Origin of the sequence: Bradyrhizobium sp. 482_C4_N1_8 (assembly GCF_052075965.1) — a bacterium.
In the GTDB taxonomy this organism is placed as follows: domain Bacteria; phylum Pseudomonadota; class Alphaproteobacteria; order Rhizobiales; family Xanthobacteraceae; genus Bradyrhizobium; species Bradyrhizobium barranii.
The window spans coordinates 2,472,376-2,489,889 of sequence record NZ_CP197231.1; the positions used below are offsets into that span (position 1 = coordinate 2,472,376).

Genomic DNA, 17,514 nt, shown 5'->3' on the forward strand with positions numbered 1-17,514 from the left:
CACGAATGATAAAGCGCATAATTAAACAGTAGTACTGCCATGGGTTTGCACGGATTCGTGAATTTGCGCCGAATCTTGTTCCTTCTTCCTGTGCTGCTGCTCTTCTTCTGTCAGCCGGCATGGGCGGGGAATCGCGTCGCACTTGTCATTGGCAATTCTGCCTACAAAAACGCGGCGCCACTTTCGAATCCCGTCAATGACGCTGCGATTGTCGAGGCGACACTAAAGAACGCAGGTTTTGACGTTGTGCAAACCCGCCAGGATCTTCAGGCGATCGAGATGCGGCGCACGCTGCGCGATTTTGCCGATCAGGCTCGCGACGCAGATGTGGCCGTCATCTACTACGCCGGTCATGGTATGGAGATCGAAGGTACGAACTACCTGATCCCGGTCGACGCCACCCTTGAGCGCGATACGGATGTGTACGATGAGGCGTTTTCGCTCGATCGCGTCATGCTGGCCATTGAACCTGCAAGGCAGCTGCGACTTGTGATCCTCGACGCTTGCCGCAACAATCCTTTCTCCGAAAAGATGAAACGGACGGTCGGCTCGCGGTCCATCAGCCGGGGCCTTGCCCGAATTGAGCCGGCGACGGCGAATACTCTGGTTGCCTTCGCCGCCAAGGCTGGCTCGACAGCGTCGGACGGCAACAGCAAGAACAGTCCCTACGCTGCCGCATTGGTCAAATATATCGGGACTCCGGGTCTGGATTTGCGCAGGGTGTTCGGTTTCGTTCGCGATGACGTCATGAAAGCAACGGGCAATCGGCAGGAGCCCTATGTTTACGGCACGCTTGGCGGCGACGACGTGCCGCTGGTGCCCGCCAAGGAAACAGCCAAGGGGCCAACCAGGGAACCAGCCGGAGAACCAGCCAAGGAGGCCGCGAAGGAAGCTGCTCCATCGCCAACGCTGCGATCCGAAATACGGCGCGACTACGAGCTCGCGCTGCAGGTTGGCAACAAGGATGCACTGAACTTCTTCATCGTCCAGTATCCGGATGGTTACTACGCAAGTCTCGCAAAGCTTCAGCTCGCCAAAATCGATGCGGAGGAGAAGCGTGTTGCTGCGGCCGAAAAGGCGCGTCAGGCCGAGCAGGAGCAGGCGCGGCTCGTCAACGAGGGCGCACAACAGATGCAACTTGCCAAGGCGGCGTCGGATCTGAAGGCAGCGCAGGAAGCTCGGGCCGCCGCCGAGGCCGCCAAGGAAACCGCGCAGCATCAGGCTGCTCAAGCCGAACAAAGGCGTGTCGCGGCTGAAACGGCACCTGCCGCGAAGAACGCCGCACCATCAGCAACAGGGCAGCCGCAAGAGGCGAAGGCAAACACGGACACAAAAGTGGCAGCGCTCCCCAATCCACAGGCTCCCGTGCCGCCACCTTCGCCAGCTGAGCTGGCAAAATCGGTGCAAAGCGAATTGCGCCGGGTCGGCTGCCTCACGGGATCGGCCAGTGGGGAGTGGGATGCGGCGTCGCGGCGCTCGCTTGAGCTGTTCAATCAAAGCGCCGGCACCAAGTTCGATACCAAGACCGCGAGCGCCGATGCGCTCGATGCGATCAAGCTCAAGGCGGCGCGGGTTTGTCCTTTGATTTGCGGATCCGGCCTAAAGCGCGACGGCGATCGTTGTGTCAAGATTGCCTGCGCTGCGGGTTACTTTCTGAATGGCGACGATGAATGCGAGAAGCGCAAGGTCCGTCAGGCCCCGTCCGCAAGACTTGAACGAAGGGAGAGGGAGGCTGCTCCTGCAAGACCCGCAAGACCCGAGGCCAGCGCAAGCAACAAGCCGGAAGGCGGCGGAATGCCATTCATGTTCTTCCTGCCTTGAAGATTTCAGCCGATATCGTGTAGCGCCGTGTTCAAGCATGCCGTTCGAGTCTGCATCGGCCATTCTGAACGTAAGCCCGGCCCCAGTCTTTCCTTGCGGAGACTTCCGGGTCTTCGCGACACATTTTCCAGCTGGATTGGCCGACCCACGCACCAGGGGCACATGCTCGTCTGACCCGATTCACGTTCAGTCATAGTCGCCGTTGTGGCTAACAAGGGTCAAACAAACCGCTCACGATTGGAATTTCGGACTTCGGAGAAGCTGATGCCCATTCCGTTGAGGATTTACATCACGCCATTTGCCGACAGGGGGGTCGTTGAGCCCGGGCAATGGAGCAGCGACACGGCCAAGAAGGCGCTCGACGTGGTCAATACGATCTGGTCAAAGGCCAAGATCGCGTTCGTGATCAGCGATTGCTTGATGGAGAAGCCGCTCGACATGGCAAAGAGCGCGCGCAGCAATGATCAGCGATTGCTGGGTGTTCTTGCCTCTCGGCACGATCCGGACAATGCCATCCACATCTACATCGTCAATTCGATTGAAAATCTATCCGCCGGCGGAAGTTCATACCCCAATAGCGAACCCGAGCCGGCAAGCTTCGTCCAGTGGTATGGCAATGACCACGCCAATGGACGCGCCTGGGCTCACGAGCTTGGCCATCTGATGAGCCTCGATCATGTCGAGATCGACTATTCCAATGAGAAGCAGGCGGCGCAACGCGTCAAGAACCTCATGACGAAAGGATTGAGCGCCGGCTCCGACTTGACTGGCCAGCAGATCGATGCAGCCAAGGGCTCAAAGCTGATCAAGCGATTTGGCGGATAAGTCGTCGGCCGACCGCCGAAGTCGCCGTCGTCCTGCAGATCGCGTGTCCGAAGCGGGGGAACGTCCTCCTCGCGTGGCGATCTCCGCCGAATTCAGAAAAACGACTACATTGTGGCAATCGGCGCGGTCATTTCGGCACGGGTCTGGAGCCCGATCTAATCCGCCCATCCAGGCATGGGCCGGACAACGGCGCGCGCTTAATGGGCGCTTAATGCTTTTGCGCAACAGATAGATCACCAGCGCGGAATTAGTCCTAGTTACGAGTGCGAGCCGAGCTCCCGGAGGAGGGGAATCGGATGGGACTGCTTTTTGTCGGAGTGCTGGCGGGAGTCCTGATCGGCTTTGGCTGGTTTGCGCCTTCCCGAGGGTACTTCCTCGGATGCGCGTCACGACCCTGTTTCGCTGTCGCCCAACCCGCGCAGCCAATGCCGACGGCGTTGGCGCAAGAGCCTGCGGCTGTCAGATCGAGTTCCGCAACGCCGGCAAGGCCCGGCAAGACATCATCTCCGAAATCTCCGAAGAAACGCGGATCGACCGACCTTGCCAAAGCGGCGTCCCCGCGGACGAGCATCAGCGTCCCGGCATCCGAACGGCCCGCGGAAATGCCGGACCCTGCTCTGGACAAGGCGAAGGTTGCGATCGCGACGCAGATGAGGGGGCCGGAAACGGTCGAACTCAGCGACGTGAAGCGCGCAATGCGAAAGAACATGTTTGGACGCCCCGTGGATACGATTTGCGGCCGCGTGAAAGGAAGAAGCGCGTCAGGCGGCGAGACTGGCGAGAGGCCGTTCCTGTATCTCGTGAAGGAGGATGAAGCATATGTCGTCGACGGCAAATCAGGGTCGGCGGCGTCAACCGCGTATCGAAACATCTGCAATTGAGGGAATGCGTCGACTGCGCCACGGCGTGGTGCGCGTCGAAATGATTTGAGCGGAAAGAATTTCCACCCAGGCGCCAGGTGACCCCGCAGTGGATTTGGCACTAGCGGCGGCACTGCGCCGCTCTCGTGATGCTGCATTCAGGTTGAATGCAGGAGCAGGGGAGACGCAATACGGAATGGGAATATCGCGGAGGTTCTTTTCATCTCGAGGACATCATGCACGACATAACCAACGCTTCAAAACGGCTCAATGAATCGCTTCACTTGCCGGTTCTGGTGATCATCGAGCCGCTCCTGTTGCCTCGTACATGCATTCTGCACGTCCTCAGGCGGGAGCTGGACGAACTTGAGATCCTTGACATGGCATCGGTCCAAGGCCTGGACTGCACGTCAGCCCGCGATGTTCGTCTGGTGATGCTGAGTATCGCGGACAAGCCCATCGGCGATCCCTCGGTTGAGGATGATCTCGCCTTCGTTGCGGAGTGTTGTCCCAACGCCGCCACTGTGGTCCTGTCAAACCACGAGGACGAGCCGACCGTGCAGGCCGCGATGCAGCGGGGCGTGCGCGGCTTTATTTCCACCTCGCTACCGATCGAGATCGCCATAGCCGGCCTGCGCCTTGTTCTCGTCGGCGGCGCCTACAGGCCGTTGCCTGTGGCCGGGATGAACAGGATACCGGATTTCGAGCCGCCGGATGCGCGCGGGCTCGCGCCCGCATATCTGATGAACGAGGGAGCCAGAGTGGCTATCGACAGGAGCGTGACCGATCTCACGCCTCGTGAGCAACAGGTTCTGGCGGAACTGGAGCTCGGCCTGCCCAACAAGCTGATCGCCGCCAAATTGGGCCTGTCGGAAAGCACGGTCAAAATGCACATTCAGCATATCATGAGGAAATGTGCCGCGCACAATCGCACGGAGGCCGTGCTCCGCTGGCGCGGCCGGTTGCCCGCGCCGAGTCGCGATCACGTCCCCGGCGTGGCTCTCATGCCGGAGACCTAATGCATGATCCGGACCCGGAAGGCGCGATGACGATTCACCCCAATCTCATCGCGCTTCAGTCCTCTCTGAATGCACCACGGAAGCTGTCGAGCAGGGGCCTGAGCGCGTAGAGAGCCACGGTGCCGCGCCCCGTCGTGATGAACACCTGAACCGGCATGCCGGGGACGATCTGGATGTCGTTCGCGACGATCTGTCCGTCGTCGATCCGGATCCTGGTCGCGTAGTATGGCTGGTCGGTACGCTTGTCGAGCAGCCGGTCTGCGGATACGTGCACGACGGTTCCCTTCAGGCGAGGCACGCGACGCTGATTGTACGGTACGAGTTGAACCTCGGCATTGAGGCCGGGATGAACCACATCGATGTCCTCGGGCCTCAGGCGCGCGGTCACGATGAGACGGTCTTGCCGGGGCACCAGGTCCATGAGCGGAGCGCCCGCTCCGATGACGCCGCCGGCCGTATGAACCCGCAGATCGGTTATCACGCCGTCCTCGGGCGCCTTGATCTCCGTTCGCGATAGCTGATCTCTGGCCGCAAGCAACCGCTCGCGGAGTTGGAATATCTGGTTCTGTGCTTCACGAAGCGACTGTGCGATCTCGTTCTGCCTCTCGCTCTCGAGCTTGAACAAGGTGGCCTGCTGTTCGCTGATGACCTGCCCGGCGCGGGCAATCTGCGCGGCGATCTCGCCGCGGCGGCCCTCAACGTCGGCCAGCTCCCGCTGCAGGTTCAGCAGCCGTGGCCGCCGTTCGAGTCCCTTGTTGACGAGGGTCGCGACCATATCCAGTTCCTCCCGAACGATGTCGACCCGTTGCCCGGTGGCGGTTTCCTGAGCCTTGAGACCTTCGATCTCCTTCTCGACTTGACGCCTTCGTTCGCGAATGACCGCAAGCTGCGACTCGTGAACCTGGAGGCGTGCCTGAAAAATGAATTGCTGCGCCGACACCGCGGCGGCCGCCACCTCGCTCTGCCTGCTGTCCTGTTCCAGCGCGTCCGGGATTGCGATCCTCTCGAATCTCTGCTGCTCGGCTTGAAGCCGTGCGGCACGAGCAGCGGCATCCCAGAATTGGCCTTGGAGGCTTTGCATCTCCGAGCCGGCCCGGGTGTCGTCCAGCTCGATCAGCGTTTGGCCGCTGCGCACGATATCGCCATCCGAAACCAGGATCTTCCTGATGATACCGCCTTCCAGATGCTGGATCGTCTTGCGGCTCGATTCCGATTCCACGACGCCGGACGCGATCGCGGCGCTCTCGAGCGGCGCGAGGCTCGCCCATGTCCCAAGCCCCAGCATGAAGCAGAGCACCAGCAGATTGCCCGCGACGGTGATACCGCGAAGCCTTCCACGCGGAGAGGTCGGCGTGGGCGTCGAGCACCATGGAAATTCCAGAGGCTCGAAATCGTCGATTGCGGTCACCACGACGCCAGATCGCCGGGCGGGCAGCGGGCTCGCCGGCGCTCGCATGAGCTGGTCCCAGACCATGGGAAGTCTCGAGACGGCGGGAAGCTTCCAGACGGTGAGAGAGTTCCAGATCATGGCGCTATCTGCGAAGTAACCTGGGGTCGGCTCAGGTGCCGTTCAAAGATGTCCTCGCTGTCGCCGAACGCGGCGACCGCACCGCCCTCCATGATGGCAATCTTGTCCGTGGCGGCGAGGAGACCCATCCTGTGGGTGACGACGACAAGGATGACGCCTGCGAGCTTCATGCGCTCGATGGCATCCAGGAGCATTCGCTCGCCCCCATAGTCGAGGCTGGCGTTGGGTTCGTCGAGAACGACGAGGCGTGGACTGCCGAAAAAGGCGCGGGCGAGACCGAGGCGCTGCCGATACCCGCGCGAGAAGGTTGCTTCGCTCTGAACCACCGTGTCGTACCCCAGCGGCAGGCCCATGATCGCCCCATGGATACCGACGAGCTTGGCCGCTTCGATGACCTTCCGCCGGTCGGCATCTTCAAGGCGTGCGATGATGTCGTTGATCGTGTCGCCGAGCAGGTTGATGTCCTGGGGGAGATATCCGAGGCGGTCGCCGCTTCGGCCCTCGCGAAGCAGCGAGACGTCGGTATTGTCGAGGAGGATACGGCCATGCGTTGGCATCGACAGCCCGGCGATCACCTGGCCGAGCAAGGACTTGCCTGATCCGGACGGACCGATGATGCCAAGGCATTCTCCGGGCATGAGGCTGAACGAGACACCGTTCAGCAGAAGATGGCTGGTCCCCGCAAGCCTCACGCCGACATTGTCGACGACGAGGCCGCTTGGCGCCTGCAGCGGAGAAACCTCCGCGCTCTGCTGCCGGGCGGCGGGGAATGCGGCGAGAAGTGCGCCGAGCCGCTGACAGGCGCTCACGGCCGTCACGAGTGATTTCCAGCCTGCGACCGCACTTTCGACCGGCGCGAGCGCCCGGCTGAACATCAGCGTGGCAGCAAAGATGATGGCCGGACTCTTCCCGTGATCGAGGACAAGCCATGCGGCAGCCCCCATGATCAAGACCTGCGACAGCGCGCGAACCGGCTTGGTGGCCAGCGAGACGATCTCGCCTCGCCGGAGTGCCACATCGTGCTCTCTGCGGGCGTGCTGCGCGTCACGGTGGATCATGCGCGCAGCGCTATCGAACATTCCCATGGCGCGGATCATGTGGATGTTGCTCGCTGCAGTCTGGAGGCGGCCGCAGCTTCTGGACAGCGCGGCGCCGGATCTGAGCAGAACGTCTTCGGTGACCAGCTCTCCGGCAACCGTGAGCGCGAACAGGAAGGCGACGCAACAGGCGCCCACCACGCCGAGCAGGGGATGGATCAGAAAGAGGACAAGGAGGAACAGGGGCGCCCAGAGCGCGTCGAACAGCATCGGACATGCGCCGGACTCGACGAACTGGCGCAGCACCGTGAGATCCCGATACGCGCCCGACGCTTGCGTCCAATCGCTGCGAAGCGCCGATTCGAGGCCGGCCGAAAGCACGCAAGGACGAAGGCGATCGTCGAGCCAGGCGCCAAGGCGTCCCAGGACGGCGCGCCGCAATGCATCGAACACGCCGCCGACGACCACAGTGATCGCGACAATGAGCGTGAGCAGGAGCAAGGTGTCGCCACTCCGGCTCGACAACACCCGGTCGTAGATCTGAAGAAGATAGATGGAGGGCGCAAACAGGAGCAGGTTGTAGCTGCAGCTATACGCGAATACGAGACCGAGCGGTCCCGCGCAGGACCGGAGTGCCGCGTGCAGTGGCGTCCCGATCTGCGGCAGGATAGGCAACCGAATGGGCGGCATCAGCATGATCGTCACCGCCTGAAATCGAGGTCCGGCGCGCTTGACCGATGGCCAACGCAATCCGGCAACGGCATCGGTAGATCATTGGCGTGAAATCCAGGACCGGCGGCCGCGGCCGCCGGTCCTGCCAGTCGGACGAGCGGCTGGTTAGAGCGTATCGAGATGGAAGGTCACTCCGCCACCCCATGCGAAGTTGCCGTCTCCGCCATCGCCGCCGATGCCGGCCACAACTTCCTGGTGCTGGTCCACCATGACCTTGTTGATCTGGGTGGCATCCGTATTGGCGTAGACCTTGGAGGTATCGTAGCCGCTGTAGGATTTTTGGCTTCCATTCGACTCGGCGTCTCCGCCATGGGCCTTCGAAAAATACGAGGCCTTGGCGTTTGCGCCGCCGGCATCCCAATCCGCCGTCTGTTTGACGTGATCGCCGGTGTTCACGTGCACGTCGGCACCTTCCGCCTTGTTGGTCGGATCGTAGTTGACAGTCGGCTTGCTGATGATGGCTCCCTTGAAAGTACCGTCGCCGCCATTTCCGGCACTTTGACCACCGGTGTCGATCGATTTGACTTTGATCGTATCCGAGATGTTGATTGCCTTTGGCATCATTTGAGGCCTCCGTCGGTTTGTTGGCTGTCGTGCAACATCCATCCCGATCAGGCGGACGCGCGCGGCAAGTCTGGTCCGCCCACGCGCGATGGCGATAGATGTCAAATCGGACACCATCCGGTTTGGTGGGCCTACGTACGAAAGTACGACATTTCGTCAGGAGAGGCGCCTCTGCGCGGGCTTTGCATGCGAAGAGTGGCGACGGCGCGTGCCGCGATGCGATCGGCTATGCGAGCGATGCGACGTTTCGCTATGCCACCAGGTGAAGATCCGACAAGAGATGCGCGGCATCGCCACCCAGTGCGAGATTGCCGTGGCCGCCGTCCCCGCCAACGCCGGCGATCTGGACCGCACTCTGGTCGATGTGCACGTTGTTGACCTGATCGGCTACGGCCGTCGAATGGGGACCTGCGATTGCGATGTTGATGGGTGCATAGATCGCGACGCTGACGTCGATCAGACTGCCGGCAAAATAGCCGTTGCCGCCATTGCCTGCGCTGTTCGAACCGGTCGCGATCGTATCGGAGCCGCCCCACAGATTATGGGAGAGAAGGCTTGCATGGCCGCCCGCTGCGGCGTTGTCGTTGCCGCCGTGCCCGCCAATGCCAGCGATCTGAACCGCGGATTGATCCACGGAGACATCATTTATCTGGACCGCGTAAGTGCTGGAGCCATAGCCCGCGATTGCGATGTTGATCGGGTTGTACACTACAAACGAGGTATGGACGAGTTCACCGTAGAACACGCCGTCGCCGCCATTGCCGGCCTGGCTTCCGCCCGTTTGAACGCCAAAGACGCCGCCTCCGTTGCTTGATCCCCAGCCGGGGTCGAGCGTCATGACGCTGCCGCCGACGGCTACGTTGCCATGTCCGCCACTTCCGCCGACGCCCGCGATCTGAATAGCCGATTGATCGATGTCCACCGTGTTCGATTGACTTGCATGCGCAGTGCCGCTCGAGGCTGCCACCGCAATATTGATCGGATGATAGATCACCACGGGAGCGTCCACGATCGCACCCGAGAAATAGCCGCTGCCGCCGTTTCCGGCGCCGTTGTCGCCGCTCGCGATCAGGCCGGCGCCTAAGGACGTACTGACGCTGCCGCCTGATGCAATGTTGTCATTGCCGCCATGGCCGCCGACGCCGGCCATCTGAAAAGCGGATTGATCGACATTCAAATTGTTGGACTGGTTGGCCAGGGCGACCGAGCCGTATCCCAAGCTCACCGAGATGTTGATCGGTTGATAGATCAACAGGGACGCGTGAATGATGCTTCCGTAGAAGTAGCCATCTCCGCCGTTTCCGGCCGTGTTGGCTCCGCTCTCGACCGCAGCAATGCCCATCCCGGGATGTGATGCGCCGGAAGCGGGCGTGTTGGACGAAACATCCAGGCCCGCCGCAGCGTGGTTGCCGACGTGGCCGCCCGTGTCGCCCACCGACGTGGGATGTTTGGATTGAATCGGGTCGGAGTCATTGTGCTGGGTGTTCGCGCTCGCGGGGTGCGCTCCAGAATCTGCAAATTGACCTGCAAACGGGCGGGGACCATGGACCAGGGCGCCACCGCCAACCGCGTCAGTCAGGAACGGTGCGCTCGGTGCCGGACCCGCTTCGTCGTCACCATCGTACCCATCGTGGCGATGGGAGGCGTGATGCAGCCGGATTCCATCCGACATCCGCGAAAAATCCATCGTAGCCTCCCTCATCGCAATCGCTCCGCGCGATCGGACGGGTTCTGCACTCCGGACAGACTGTCATCCCGGGAAGGTCGAATGCCCAGTCGTCAGTTCGGATATAGCGCTTCGTCTGGCACCCGTAACATCGGCTACATCCGTTCGGGTAAACAGCCTTTGCAACTTTGCGTGGGCCGATGCTTGAAAGTGCGACCTTGAGAGGATGGCGAAAATGGACAATCGAGCTGACGGCCAGATCGCCTGCGGCCAAAATGAATCCACGGCGTTGCCGGATTTAAGTCGCATTGCGACCTAGGTCACGGCCAACGCTCCCGTCCGGGCAGGGGCGCAACACCGGGGTTTTCCATGTCCGGTCATTTGCGAGTTTATTGCGCCGCTTTTACGCTTATTGCAGGTCTCTCGACATCATCCGCGTTTTCGACGCCTCTTTCCGAACTCTTCAATGCCGGTCCCGCCACAGCCCCTGCGCCCGCTTCCGCGGAAGCAGAGTGCTTGACGCGGCCCGGCAAGTCGACCGCCGATGGCCAGCACTGGGTCTATCGGGTGGAAGGCCAGCGCAGATGCTGGTTCCAGATCGCCGAAGGAACTGAGAGGGCGAAGAAGCCGGTTCAGCAACGCGCCACCAAACATCGTGTCGCCGCGGCCGAAGAGAACCAGACCGCGGCGCGCAAGCGGAAGACGGTGGTGGATGCGCGCGCGGAGCTGCCGCGCTCCGCACCTGCGGATACGTCCCGGCCGAGCCCGTCCGTGCCCGCGCAGGTGGTTGATGCCAATCCCGTCCTCGCCACCGGGATCGCAACCCGCGCGTCGCCGGCCCCCCTTTCCAAACGCGACCCGCTCACGGCCGACGAGTTCACGCCGCGCCAGGTCGACGTGGAGGCACTCCTTGCGGCGGCGCCAGCCGCCAGTGACGTGGTTGCCGCCTCGGCGGCGCCGCTCGCCTTTTCCGCCGCAGAGGCGGGCGATGACGGACGGGTTTGGACCTGGCTTGGCATGCTGCTGATGGCTTTGGGGCTTGTCTCCGTCTTGAGCGCGAGTCTAACCATTCGGTGGGCCGCGCTGCTGCCCCAGCTATTATTCGCTTGCCAGCGGCGAGTTGACGCCAGCAGGCAGAATGGGCCTCGAGCTCCCTGGCGGCGCGGCTCCCTGGTTTGGGCCCAACAGGGCTTATGGGGCAATGCCTGGCGTCGCTCAACACCACAGCTTTCAGCACCGATCGCGGTGAGTATCTGGAGGCTTCTCTTGTCGAGGGCGAGTTCTCTCGAGAAATTTCATGCGTTCGCTCAATCGCGAGCCGCCGGGCGCCCTGCCTATTCGGAAACAACCCAGTTTCGCAGACCATCGATCGTGCGAAATCCGTCGGCGGCGTAGCAGCGGATCGATCGATGGAAGCCTTGCGTCATCTCGGCAAGCGCGTGTCCTGGACCGAGGTCCAGGACTTGATCGACCCCGAGCTCTACGAGAGCCTCCAGCGTCGCCGCCCAGTCGATCGGGCGCGCGATCTGGCATGCGAGCTTTGCTGTCGCATCGGTCACGGAGAAGATGCGCTCGCCGCCATCCCCTGCGAGGAGGGTTCGATGGTCTGCGACAGGAGCGCGTCTGCTGGTCGCAAGCGCTTGCTGCAAGGGCGTGCAGGCCGGTTCGAGACGCGTCGTATGCGAGGCGATTTTGACGGCGAGAAGACCGGCGCGGGCGGCGCCCTGTGTCGTCGCCTCCTGACAGAGGGCGATGACATCGCACTCCGCGCCTCCAACCACGACAAGAAGGCCGGGATTCCTGATTGCGATCTCGCAGCGGTGCGTCTCGAGCAGGTGTTCGAGCGTGGCTCGTTCGAGCCCGCGGACATAGCCGAGCCGCCCATCCGGCCCCGCCACGCCGTCCATCAATCGGGCGCGGATATCGGTCAGTCGCAACGCTTCGGCGGCGGTCCATATTCCCGCAACGCTCCAGGCCGCCATCTCGCCGACGCTGTAGCCCGTGACAGCGGTGCCCTCAGTCAGCAAGTCCGCGATACAGGCGTGGATCGCGAGCGCCGATGTGACGGTTAGGATCTGGCTGACATGGTTGGCGGACAGCTCGTCCGCGCGGCGCGTCCTTATGAACTTCCGCGGATCTTCGCCGAGACAAGCGGTCGCAGCGGCGAAGACCGATTCCGCAGCAGGCCGATCGGCGACGAGATCGAAGATATTGTCCGACAGGGTGCCTTGTCCGCCGCAGAGCAGTGCAAGCATCAGGGGGCCAGCCGATCAACGAAGAGAGCGTCCACAAACAGAGCCATGGCGAGCAGATCTGCCGATCCGCCCGGACTGAGATTGCGCGCGACGAACGCCTGGTGAATGCCGTCGGCGTGTTTGCGCCAGCCTGGGCAACCGATTCCGCCCGCGGCAAGGAACGCGGATGCGCTGGCCTGCGCGAAGCGCAATCCGTCAACTCCGCCCCTGTGCAACAGATTGGTGTCGGCAACATCTGCGATCAGCGCCATGCAGGTCTGAACCCGAACCGCCTCCTCATCCCGAGGCGCGATCGTCCGCGCCGCATGCAGCGCGGGAAGGGCGATGTCATAGACGGAGGGGAAGCCACAAGCCGCTTCCGCCCTGGCGCCGCCGGCGCCGTAGCGACGTGACGCCACGGCGCCGTGGCTGCGCAGGGATATCGGGCCTGCGTAGATGGCGTCGCCCCAACGTTGCGACACCAATTCGCCGAGCGGCTTGCGAATGCCGAGAGCGCCGCGATACCCGGCCGCGGCGCAGAGCAGACCCAGTCCGAAGATCGCGCCGCGATGCGTGTTCACACCTGAGGTCGCCGCCAACATCGCGCGCTCCGCCGCAACCCCGATCGCGCGCAACCGGTCCATGCCGGCGCCCTCGGCGCCCGCGGCTGCGAGGTCGTGGAAGAACGGAGCCAGCGTGTCGGCACTTCGGCACAGGAGCCCGGCGTCCATATCGCGATGCGCGCCGTTGTCGACGTGGCTGACGAGCCCCGGCTTCGGATAGGTCTCTACTTCGAGCTTCAGGCACAGCGATGCGAGATGACCGAGCTGCTCCGCGCGGAGCGCGCGTTGCGGCGGCGCTTGCCATCTCAGCGCGACATTCATGACGCGCCACCCGCGAGAAACGCCGCACGCGTGGTGACATGAACGCCGGCCGCGCCCTTGACGAGGACTTCGTCCTCGTTAGCGCCGGTCAGCTCGCGCCATTGCACGCCGCCGGCGTGATAGACGATCTCGCCGTCGAGCCGCATCGGCGCCGTCTCTGCGATCCGCGCGATGTCGGACGGTAGGGTGTTCGCGTGCCTCGCCGACGACAGCGGCCAGAGCAGGTCGAGGTCCGATCCATCGGACAGATAGGGCAGGCCGGTGAGATGCTGCCAGGCCAGACTGCCGAATGTGCGCGTCTCCGGCAGAAGGCGGACGAGCAGGTCGATGGTCTGGCGCCACGACGCGGGCGCCGATGTTGCCGCATCCGCCAGCAATGGCGGCGGAGCATGCGTGATGAGTTCGCCGGGGGCGAGCGCGACGGCGATACGCCGCTTGCCGTGGCTCGGCGGCAGCGGCATTCCGAGCGGAATCATGCCTGCGGGATCGTTGCAGGCCGGCCTGCGAACCACGAGCGGGCGGCCGGCGCGCGCCCAGCCCTTGATAATCGGCTCGCTGGCGAGCGCGGGATTTCGGCTCATCGCGGCGGCCCAGCCGGTGGCCGAGGCCGTCACCATCGTATGGCGCTGGAGGGCTTCAGCCATGTGGCGCCTCCTGATGCGCGGCTGCCGCGAGTGTGACAACCCGGTCGGCGATCTCGGCCGCCTTCCGCCGGCCGCCACGCTCGGCGCCGAGCCGCGCGCGATCGTCCTCTCCCTGCGGCCGTTGCAGCACGGCCGCAAGCTGCGGCGCCAAAGGCGCATTTTCATCCCAGACGGCGTGAATGCCGCCGGTCTGCACCATGTTGTCGAGGCCGGGCGCGAACACCGGCGTCGCTTCCGCCTTGGCCTTCAGCACATCGATCGGCAGCTTGGTGACCCGCGCCATCGACGGCAGGTCCATCACCGCGGGATGCGCACCGGGCAGCGCCACCAGCGTAGCGGTGGCGAGCGCGGTGGCGATGAACGCACCGGCCGCGCTGCCGCCATAGAGCAGGCCGACGGTACGATGTCCTTCGGCTTCCGCCAGCAGCAGGGCCTTGGCAAGATGCGACAGGTACTCGCTGAGCCCCAGCAGCTCGTCGCGCTTGCTCATGCGCTGGCTGGCGGAATCCACCAGGACCAGGATCGGCGCGCGATCGCCGGATTTGACGATCTCGATCACGCGCCCTGCGAGCACGATCGCCTCGTCGACGCCGAGCGGCTGACCCTGCGTGATGCCGAGCACGTGGATGGGACCTCCATCGGGCAGAATCGCCTGTCCCGCGATCATCGCGCCCGTGGTTGCGATCTTGCTGCCGTTTGGAAAGAGACTGGCCAGGATGTCATCGAGCGTCATCGGCGTTCTCCCTGTTGCTTGCCGCGCGAAGAAATGCGCCGGTCGGAAGTGCGGGGATCTGGGTCGGCTGGTCGATGCTAAGCGTCTGCCAGATCTCGACGGCGTCCTCGGCCTCGCCGAAACGCTGCAATCGCCGCTCGAGGCGCGTCTGCTCGGCTTCGAGCACCGCCACGTCGCATCGCCTGTTGGCTTTGAGCGCGTCGACCGCCGCCTGACGAAACGCCTGCGCCTCGTCGTCGACGAACGCATCAGCGCCGCCGATGAGGTAGCGATGCTTGCCACCCATCGTGCGCCACACCAGCGCGCGATCGCGCGAGTCGAATTCCTCGATACCCTTGTTGGTCTCGATCACTTCGGGGCCGCTGACGCTGATCCGCCCCTGTTCGGATACGATCAGGCGCGAGCAGGTGCCGGCGATCAGGCTACCGCCGCCGTAGCATCCGGCGCGTCCGCCGATCAGCCCGACGACGTTGACGCCGGCGCGCCGTGCCTCGATGATCTCGCGCATGATCTCGGCGATGGCGAGCTCGCCCGCATTGGCTTCCTGAAGCCGCACGCCGCCGGTGTCGAACAGGATCAGTACGTCGTGATGAAGCGCACGCGCGGCGCCCAAGAGGCCCGTGAGCTTGGCGCCATGGACCTCGCCGAAGGCACCGCCCATGAAGCGTCCCTCCTGCGCCGCGACGAGCACGGGCGCGCCGTCCAGGCGGCCGCGCCCGACGACGATGCCGTCGTCGAACTGTTCCGGCAGGTCGAAGATTGCCAGATGCGGGCTCATCTCGCGCAGCTCGGGGCCAATGAGTTCGGCAAAGCTGCCGGCGTCGACGAGCGTGTCGATGCGCTGGCGGGCGCTGGCCTCGTACCAGCTCAGCGAGGCATTGTCGGCTGTGGTCGCTGTCATCGTTCCGGCTCCTCGATCTTGCGGACGCCTTGCGCAAGGCGCAGCGCCACTGTGTCAGGCCTCGCGCCGCCGTCATTGATGGAGATGCGTAAGCCCCCGGCAGAGCGGCGCGCGACGAAGTCGCGGACCACGGCGTCCCAGACCATGCCGAAGCCATGAGCGGCCGTTGCGATGTCGATGGTGCAGACATCTGCCGGCGAGACGCGTTCCAGTAGGACTTCGAGATTGCCGGAGGCGACGACGCCGACGATCGCCTGGGTGCGGGTGCCGCCGGCGCATCTCGGGGCCGTCAGTCTGAAGCTGAGCTTTTCCATGCAAAACTCCTCACCAATTGCGGAAGCGGCTGGGCGGGCGGTAGAGACCGCCGGAGGCCAGCATGAGGTCCTTGATCGAGCGGGCCGCCAGCAGGCGCCGGTCGGCGTCGAGCGGATCGATGCCGAGATCCTCGGGGCGCTGGATCACGCCGCGCTGCCTGAGCTGTTCGACCAGCTTCGCATCACGCGCGCGTCCGATGTCGGTGTAGCCGGCAACGCCGCGGATCGCCTGCTCGCGCTCGTCCTTGCTACGGCACATCAAGAGGTTGGCGATGCCTTCCTCGGTGACGATGTGGGTGACGTCGTCCGAGTAGACCATGACCGGCGCGAGATCGAGCTTGAGCTCGCGTGCCAGATCGAGCGCATCGAGCCGCTCGACGAACAGCGGCGCATTGCGCTCGCCGAAGGTCTCGCCGATCTGCACCACCAGCTTGCGGCCGCGGCGCAGCGCCGCGTTGGAGTCGGGATCGGCTTCGGCGCCGGCCTTGAGCCAGGGTTCGCTCGGGTGGCGCCGGCCGCGCGGATCGGAGCCCATGTTGGGCGCGCCGCCGAAGCCGGCGATGCGGCTGGTCGTCACCGTCGAGCTGTGGCCCTCGAGGTCGATCTGGAGCGTCGATCCGATGAACATGTCGCAGGCATAGAGGCCCGCCGTCTGGCAGAAGGCGCGGTTCGATCGCAGCGAGCCGTCGGGCCCGGTGAAGAAGACGTCGGAACGCGCCGCGACGTAATCCTCCATGCCGACTTCCGAGCCGAAACAGTGGATCTGGTCGACCCAGCCGGATTCGATCGCCGGAATGATCGTGGGATGCGGATTGAGCGCGAAATGGGTGCAGATCTTGCCCTTGAGGCCGAGCCTCTCGCCATAAGTCGGCAGCAGCAGCTCGATCGCGGCGGTGTTGAAGCCGATGCCATGGTTGAGCCGGCGCACGCCGTAGGGTGCGTAGATGCCCTTGATCGCGAGCATTGCGGTCAGGATCTGGGTCTCGGTGATCGCAGCCGGGTCGCGGGTGAAGAGCGGCTCGACATAGAAGGGGCGGCCGGCCTCGACCACGAAATGCACGAGGTCGCCGGGAATATCGACGCGCGGCACCTTGTCGACGATTTCGGTGACCTGCGCCACGACGAGACCGTTCTTGTAGCTCGTCGCCTCGACCACCGTCGGCGTGTCTTCGGTGTTCGGCCCCGTATAGAGATTGCCGTCCTTGTCGGCGCTCACCGCCGCGATGAGTGCGACGTTCGGCGTGAGATCGATGAAATACCGGGCGAACAGCTCGAGGTATGTGTGCACGGCCCCGAGCTCGATCCTGCGGCCGAACAGCATGCGCGCGATGCGGGCCGATTGCGGGCCCGAATAGGAGAAGTCGAGGCGCCGCGCGATTCCCTTGTCGAAGATGTCGAGGTGGGCGGGCAGGACCACCCCCGACTGCACCATGTGCAGGTCATGGACATCCTGGGGGTCGAGGTTCGCGAGCGCCGAGGCGAGGATGTCGGCCTGCTTCTGATTATCGCCCTCCAGGCACACCCGGTCCCCTGACCGGATCACCGCCCTCAGGAATGCAGGCAGGTTGGCAATGGGCACCATCTTGCCCTTCGCGTGCTGGCCGCCGGCCGCCAGGCGCTCCGCCAGGGCGGCCTTTTGAATACCCCAATCGCTCATTTCGGCTCCTTGGCATGCGGGGTTGGCTTTCGATTGCCCCAATGTATGCGTATTGCCTACCTTTGTCAATTAATGTATACATTAACCCATAAGTG

General features: G+C 63.7%; 15 protein-coding genes. 4 read left to right on the forward strand and 11 right to left on the reverse strand.

The features are described 5' to 3' along the window. Positions 1–39 precede the first annotated feature (39 nt). The 3 genes from AB7Z56_RS11445 (at position 40) to AB7Z56_RS11455 (ending at position 4,525) form a co-directional block, all read left to right on the forward strand. The gene (locus tag AB7Z56_RS11445; RefSeq protein WP_085402427.1) at positions 40–1,821 is read left to right on the forward strand and encodes a caspase family protein; all 1,782 of its coding nucleotides are present in this window, start codon (positions 40–42) and stop codon (positions 1,819–1,821) included. A gap of 264 nt (positions 1,822–2,085) precedes the next feature. Beyond that, a complete protein-coding gene (locus AB7Z56_RS11450; protein ID WP_063981830.1) occupies positions 2,086–2,646 on the forward strand; it encodes a hypothetical protein in 561 nt (186 codons plus the stop codon). Positions 2,647–3,742: 1,096 nt separating this feature from the next. Continuing rightward, positions 3,743–4,525: a helix-turn-helix transcriptional regulator gene (locus tag AB7Z56_RS11455; protein ID WP_063986186.1), complete on the forward strand. Its 783-nt coding sequence runs from the start codon at positions 3,743–3,745 to the stop codon at positions 4,523–4,525. 55 nt (positions 4,526–4,580) lie between these two features. Here the strand turns inward: AB7Z56_RS11455 and AB7Z56_RS11460 are convergent, their stop codons facing one another. From AB7Z56_RS11460 to AB7Z56_RS11475, 4 genes are all read right to left on the reverse strand, one after another. Then, positions 4,581–6,053: an HlyD family type I secretion periplasmic adaptor subunit gene (locus AB7Z56_RS11460; RefSeq protein WP_063981831.1), complete on the reverse strand. Its 1,473-nt coding sequence runs from the start codon at positions 6,051–6,053 to the stop codon at positions 4,581–4,583. Beyond that, positions 6,050–7,786 carry a type I secretion system permease/ATPase gene (locus AB7Z56_RS11465; RefSeq protein ID WP_283017307.1) on the reverse strand — a complete coding sequence of 579 codons (1,737 nt, stop codon included), beginning with the start codon at positions 7,784–7,786 and terminating at the stop codon, positions 6,050–6,052. Before AB7Z56_RS11465 ends, AB7Z56_RS11460 begins: the two co-directional genes overlap by 4 nt. Positions 7,787–7,927: 141 nt before the next feature. Then, the gene (locus AB7Z56_RS11470; RefSeq protein WP_224580842.1) at positions 7,928–8,383 is read right to left on the reverse strand and encodes a hypothetical protein; all 456 of its coding nucleotides are present in this window, start codon (positions 8,381–8,383) and stop codon (positions 7,928–7,930) included. 253 nt (positions 8,384–8,636) lie between these two features. Next, positions 8,637–10,073 carry a hypothetical protein gene (locus AB7Z56_RS11475; protein ID WP_283017306.1) on the reverse strand — a complete coding sequence of 479 codons (1,437 nt, stop codon included), beginning with the start codon at positions 10,071–10,073 and terminating at the stop codon, positions 8,637–8,639. Positions 10,074–10,421: 348 nt separating this feature from the next. Between AB7Z56_RS11475 and AB7Z56_RS11480 the strand changes: the two genes are divergently transcribed. After that, positions 10,422–11,447 (forward strand): hypothetical protein, encoded by a 1,026-nt coding sequence (locus tag AB7Z56_RS11480; RefSeq protein WP_283017305.1) that lies wholly within the window; start codon positions 10,422–10,424, stop codon positions 11,445–11,447. Here the strand turns inward: AB7Z56_RS11480 and AB7Z56_RS11485 are convergent. From AB7Z56_RS11485 to mdcA, 7 genes are read right to left on the reverse strand one after another with little or no spacing between them, the layout of a single operon-like run. Continuing rightward, the gene (locus AB7Z56_RS11485) at positions 11,387–12,307 is read right to left on the reverse strand and encodes an acyltransferase domain-containing protein (protein ID WP_354098183.1); all 921 of its coding nucleotides are present in this window, start codon (positions 12,305–12,307) and stop codon (positions 11,387–11,389) included. The genes AB7Z56_RS11480 and AB7Z56_RS11485 overlap by 61 nt on opposite strands. Further along, positions 12,307–13,170 carry a triphosphoribosyl-dephospho-CoA synthase MdcB gene (gene mdcB / locus AB7Z56_RS11490; RefSeq protein WP_283017303.1) on the reverse strand — a complete coding sequence of 288 codons (864 nt, stop codon included), beginning with the start codon at positions 13,168–13,170 and terminating at the stop codon, positions 12,307–12,309. Before mdcB ends, AB7Z56_RS11485 begins: the two co-directional genes overlap by 1 nt. Then, a complete protein-coding gene (gene mdcG / locus AB7Z56_RS11495) occupies positions 13,167–13,814 on the reverse strand; it encodes a malonate decarboxylase holo-[acyl-carrier-protein] synthase (RefSeq protein WP_283017302.1) in 648 nt (215 codons plus the stop codon). Before mdcG ends, mdcB begins: the two co-directional genes overlap by 4 nt. Next, positions 13,807–14,547 (reverse strand): biotin-independent malonate decarboxylase subunit gamma, encoded by a 741-nt coding sequence (gene mdcE / locus AB7Z56_RS11500; protein WP_283017301.1) that lies wholly within the window; start codon positions 14,545–14,547, stop codon positions 13,807–13,809. Before mdcE ends, mdcG begins: the two co-directional genes overlap by 8 nt. Further along, positions 14,534–15,448, reverse strand: coding sequence for a biotin-independent malonate decarboxylase subunit beta (locus tag AB7Z56_RS11505; protein ID WP_283017300.1), 915 nt, complete (start codon positions 15,446–15,448; stop codon positions 14,534–14,536). Before AB7Z56_RS11505 ends, mdcE begins: the two co-directional genes overlap by 14 nt. Further along, complete coding sequence (mdcC, locus tag AB7Z56_RS11510; protein ID WP_071911406.1) at positions 15,445–15,762, reverse strand: malonate decarboxylase acyl carrier protein; 318 nt, start codon at positions 15,760–15,762, stop codon at positions 15,445–15,447. Before mdcC ends, AB7Z56_RS11505 begins: the two co-directional genes overlap by 4 nt. Before the next feature lie 10 nt (positions 15,763–15,772). Further along, a complete protein-coding gene (mdcA, locus tag AB7Z56_RS11515) occupies positions 15,773–17,419 on the reverse strand; it encodes a malonate decarboxylase subunit alpha (RefSeq protein ID WP_283017299.1) in 1,647 nt (548 codons plus the stop codon). Positions 17,420–17,514: the final 95 nt, after the last annotated feature.

Excerpts from the sequence above, each read along its gene's own strand:
- AB7Z56_RS11445 (WP_085402427.1), top strand. The coding sequence starts at position 40 with ATGGGTTTGCACGGATTCGTGAATTTGCGCCGAATCTTGTTCCTTCTT.
- AB7Z56_RS11450 (WP_063981830.1), top strand. The coding sequence starts at position 2,086 with ATGCCCATTCCGTTGAGGATTTACATCACGCCATTTGCCGACAGGGGG.
- AB7Z56_RS11455 (WP_063986186.1), top strand. The coding sequence starts at position 3,743 with ATGCACGACATAACCAACGCTTCAAAACGGCTCAATGAATCGCTTCAC.
- AB7Z56_RS11460 (WP_063981831.1), bottom strand. The coding sequence starts at position 6,053 with ATGATCTGGAACTCTCTCACCGTCTGGAAGCTTCCCGCCGTCTCGAGA.
- AB7Z56_RS11465 (WP_283017307.1), bottom strand. The coding sequence starts at position 7,786 with ATGCTGATGCCGCCCATTCGGTTGCCTATCCTGCCGCAGATCGGGACG.
- AB7Z56_RS11470 (WP_224580842.1), bottom strand. The coding sequence starts at position 8,383 with ATGCCAAAGGCAATCAACATCTCGGATACGATCAAAGTCAAATCGATC.
- AB7Z56_RS11475 (WP_283017306.1), bottom strand. The coding sequence starts at position 10,073 with ATGGATTTTTCGCGGATGTCGGATGGAATCCGGCTGCATCACGCCTCC.
- AB7Z56_RS11480 (WP_283017305.1), top strand. The coding sequence starts at position 10,422 with ATGTCCGGTCATTTGCGAGTTTATTGCGCCGCTTTTACGCTTATTGCA.
- AB7Z56_RS11485 (WP_354098183.1), bottom strand. The coding sequence starts at position 12,307 with ATGCTTGCACTGCTCTGCGGCGGACAAGGCACCCTGTCGGACAATATC.
- mdcB (WP_283017303.1), bottom strand. The coding sequence starts at position 13,170 with ATGAATGTCGCGCTGAGATGGCAAGCGCCGCCGCAACGCGCGCTCCGC.
- mdcG (WP_283017302.1), bottom strand. The coding sequence starts at position 13,814 with ATGGCTGAAGCCCTCCAGCGCCATACGATGGTGACGGCCTCGGCCACC.
- mdcE (WP_283017301.1), bottom strand. The coding sequence starts at position 14,547 with ATGACGCTCGATGACATCCTGGCCAGTCTCTTTCCAAACGGCAGCAAG.
- AB7Z56_RS11505 (WP_283017300.1), bottom strand. The coding sequence starts at position 15,448 with ATGACAGCGACCACAGCCGACAATGCCTCGCTGAGCTGGTACGAGGCC.
- mdcC (WP_071911406.1), bottom strand. The coding sequence starts at position 15,762 with ATGGAAAAGCTCAGCTTCAGACTGACGGCCCCGAGATGCGCCGGCGGC.
- mdcA (WP_283017299.1), bottom strand. The coding sequence starts at position 17,419 with ATGAGCGATTGGGGTATTCAAAAGGCCGCCCTGGCGGAGCGCCTGGCG.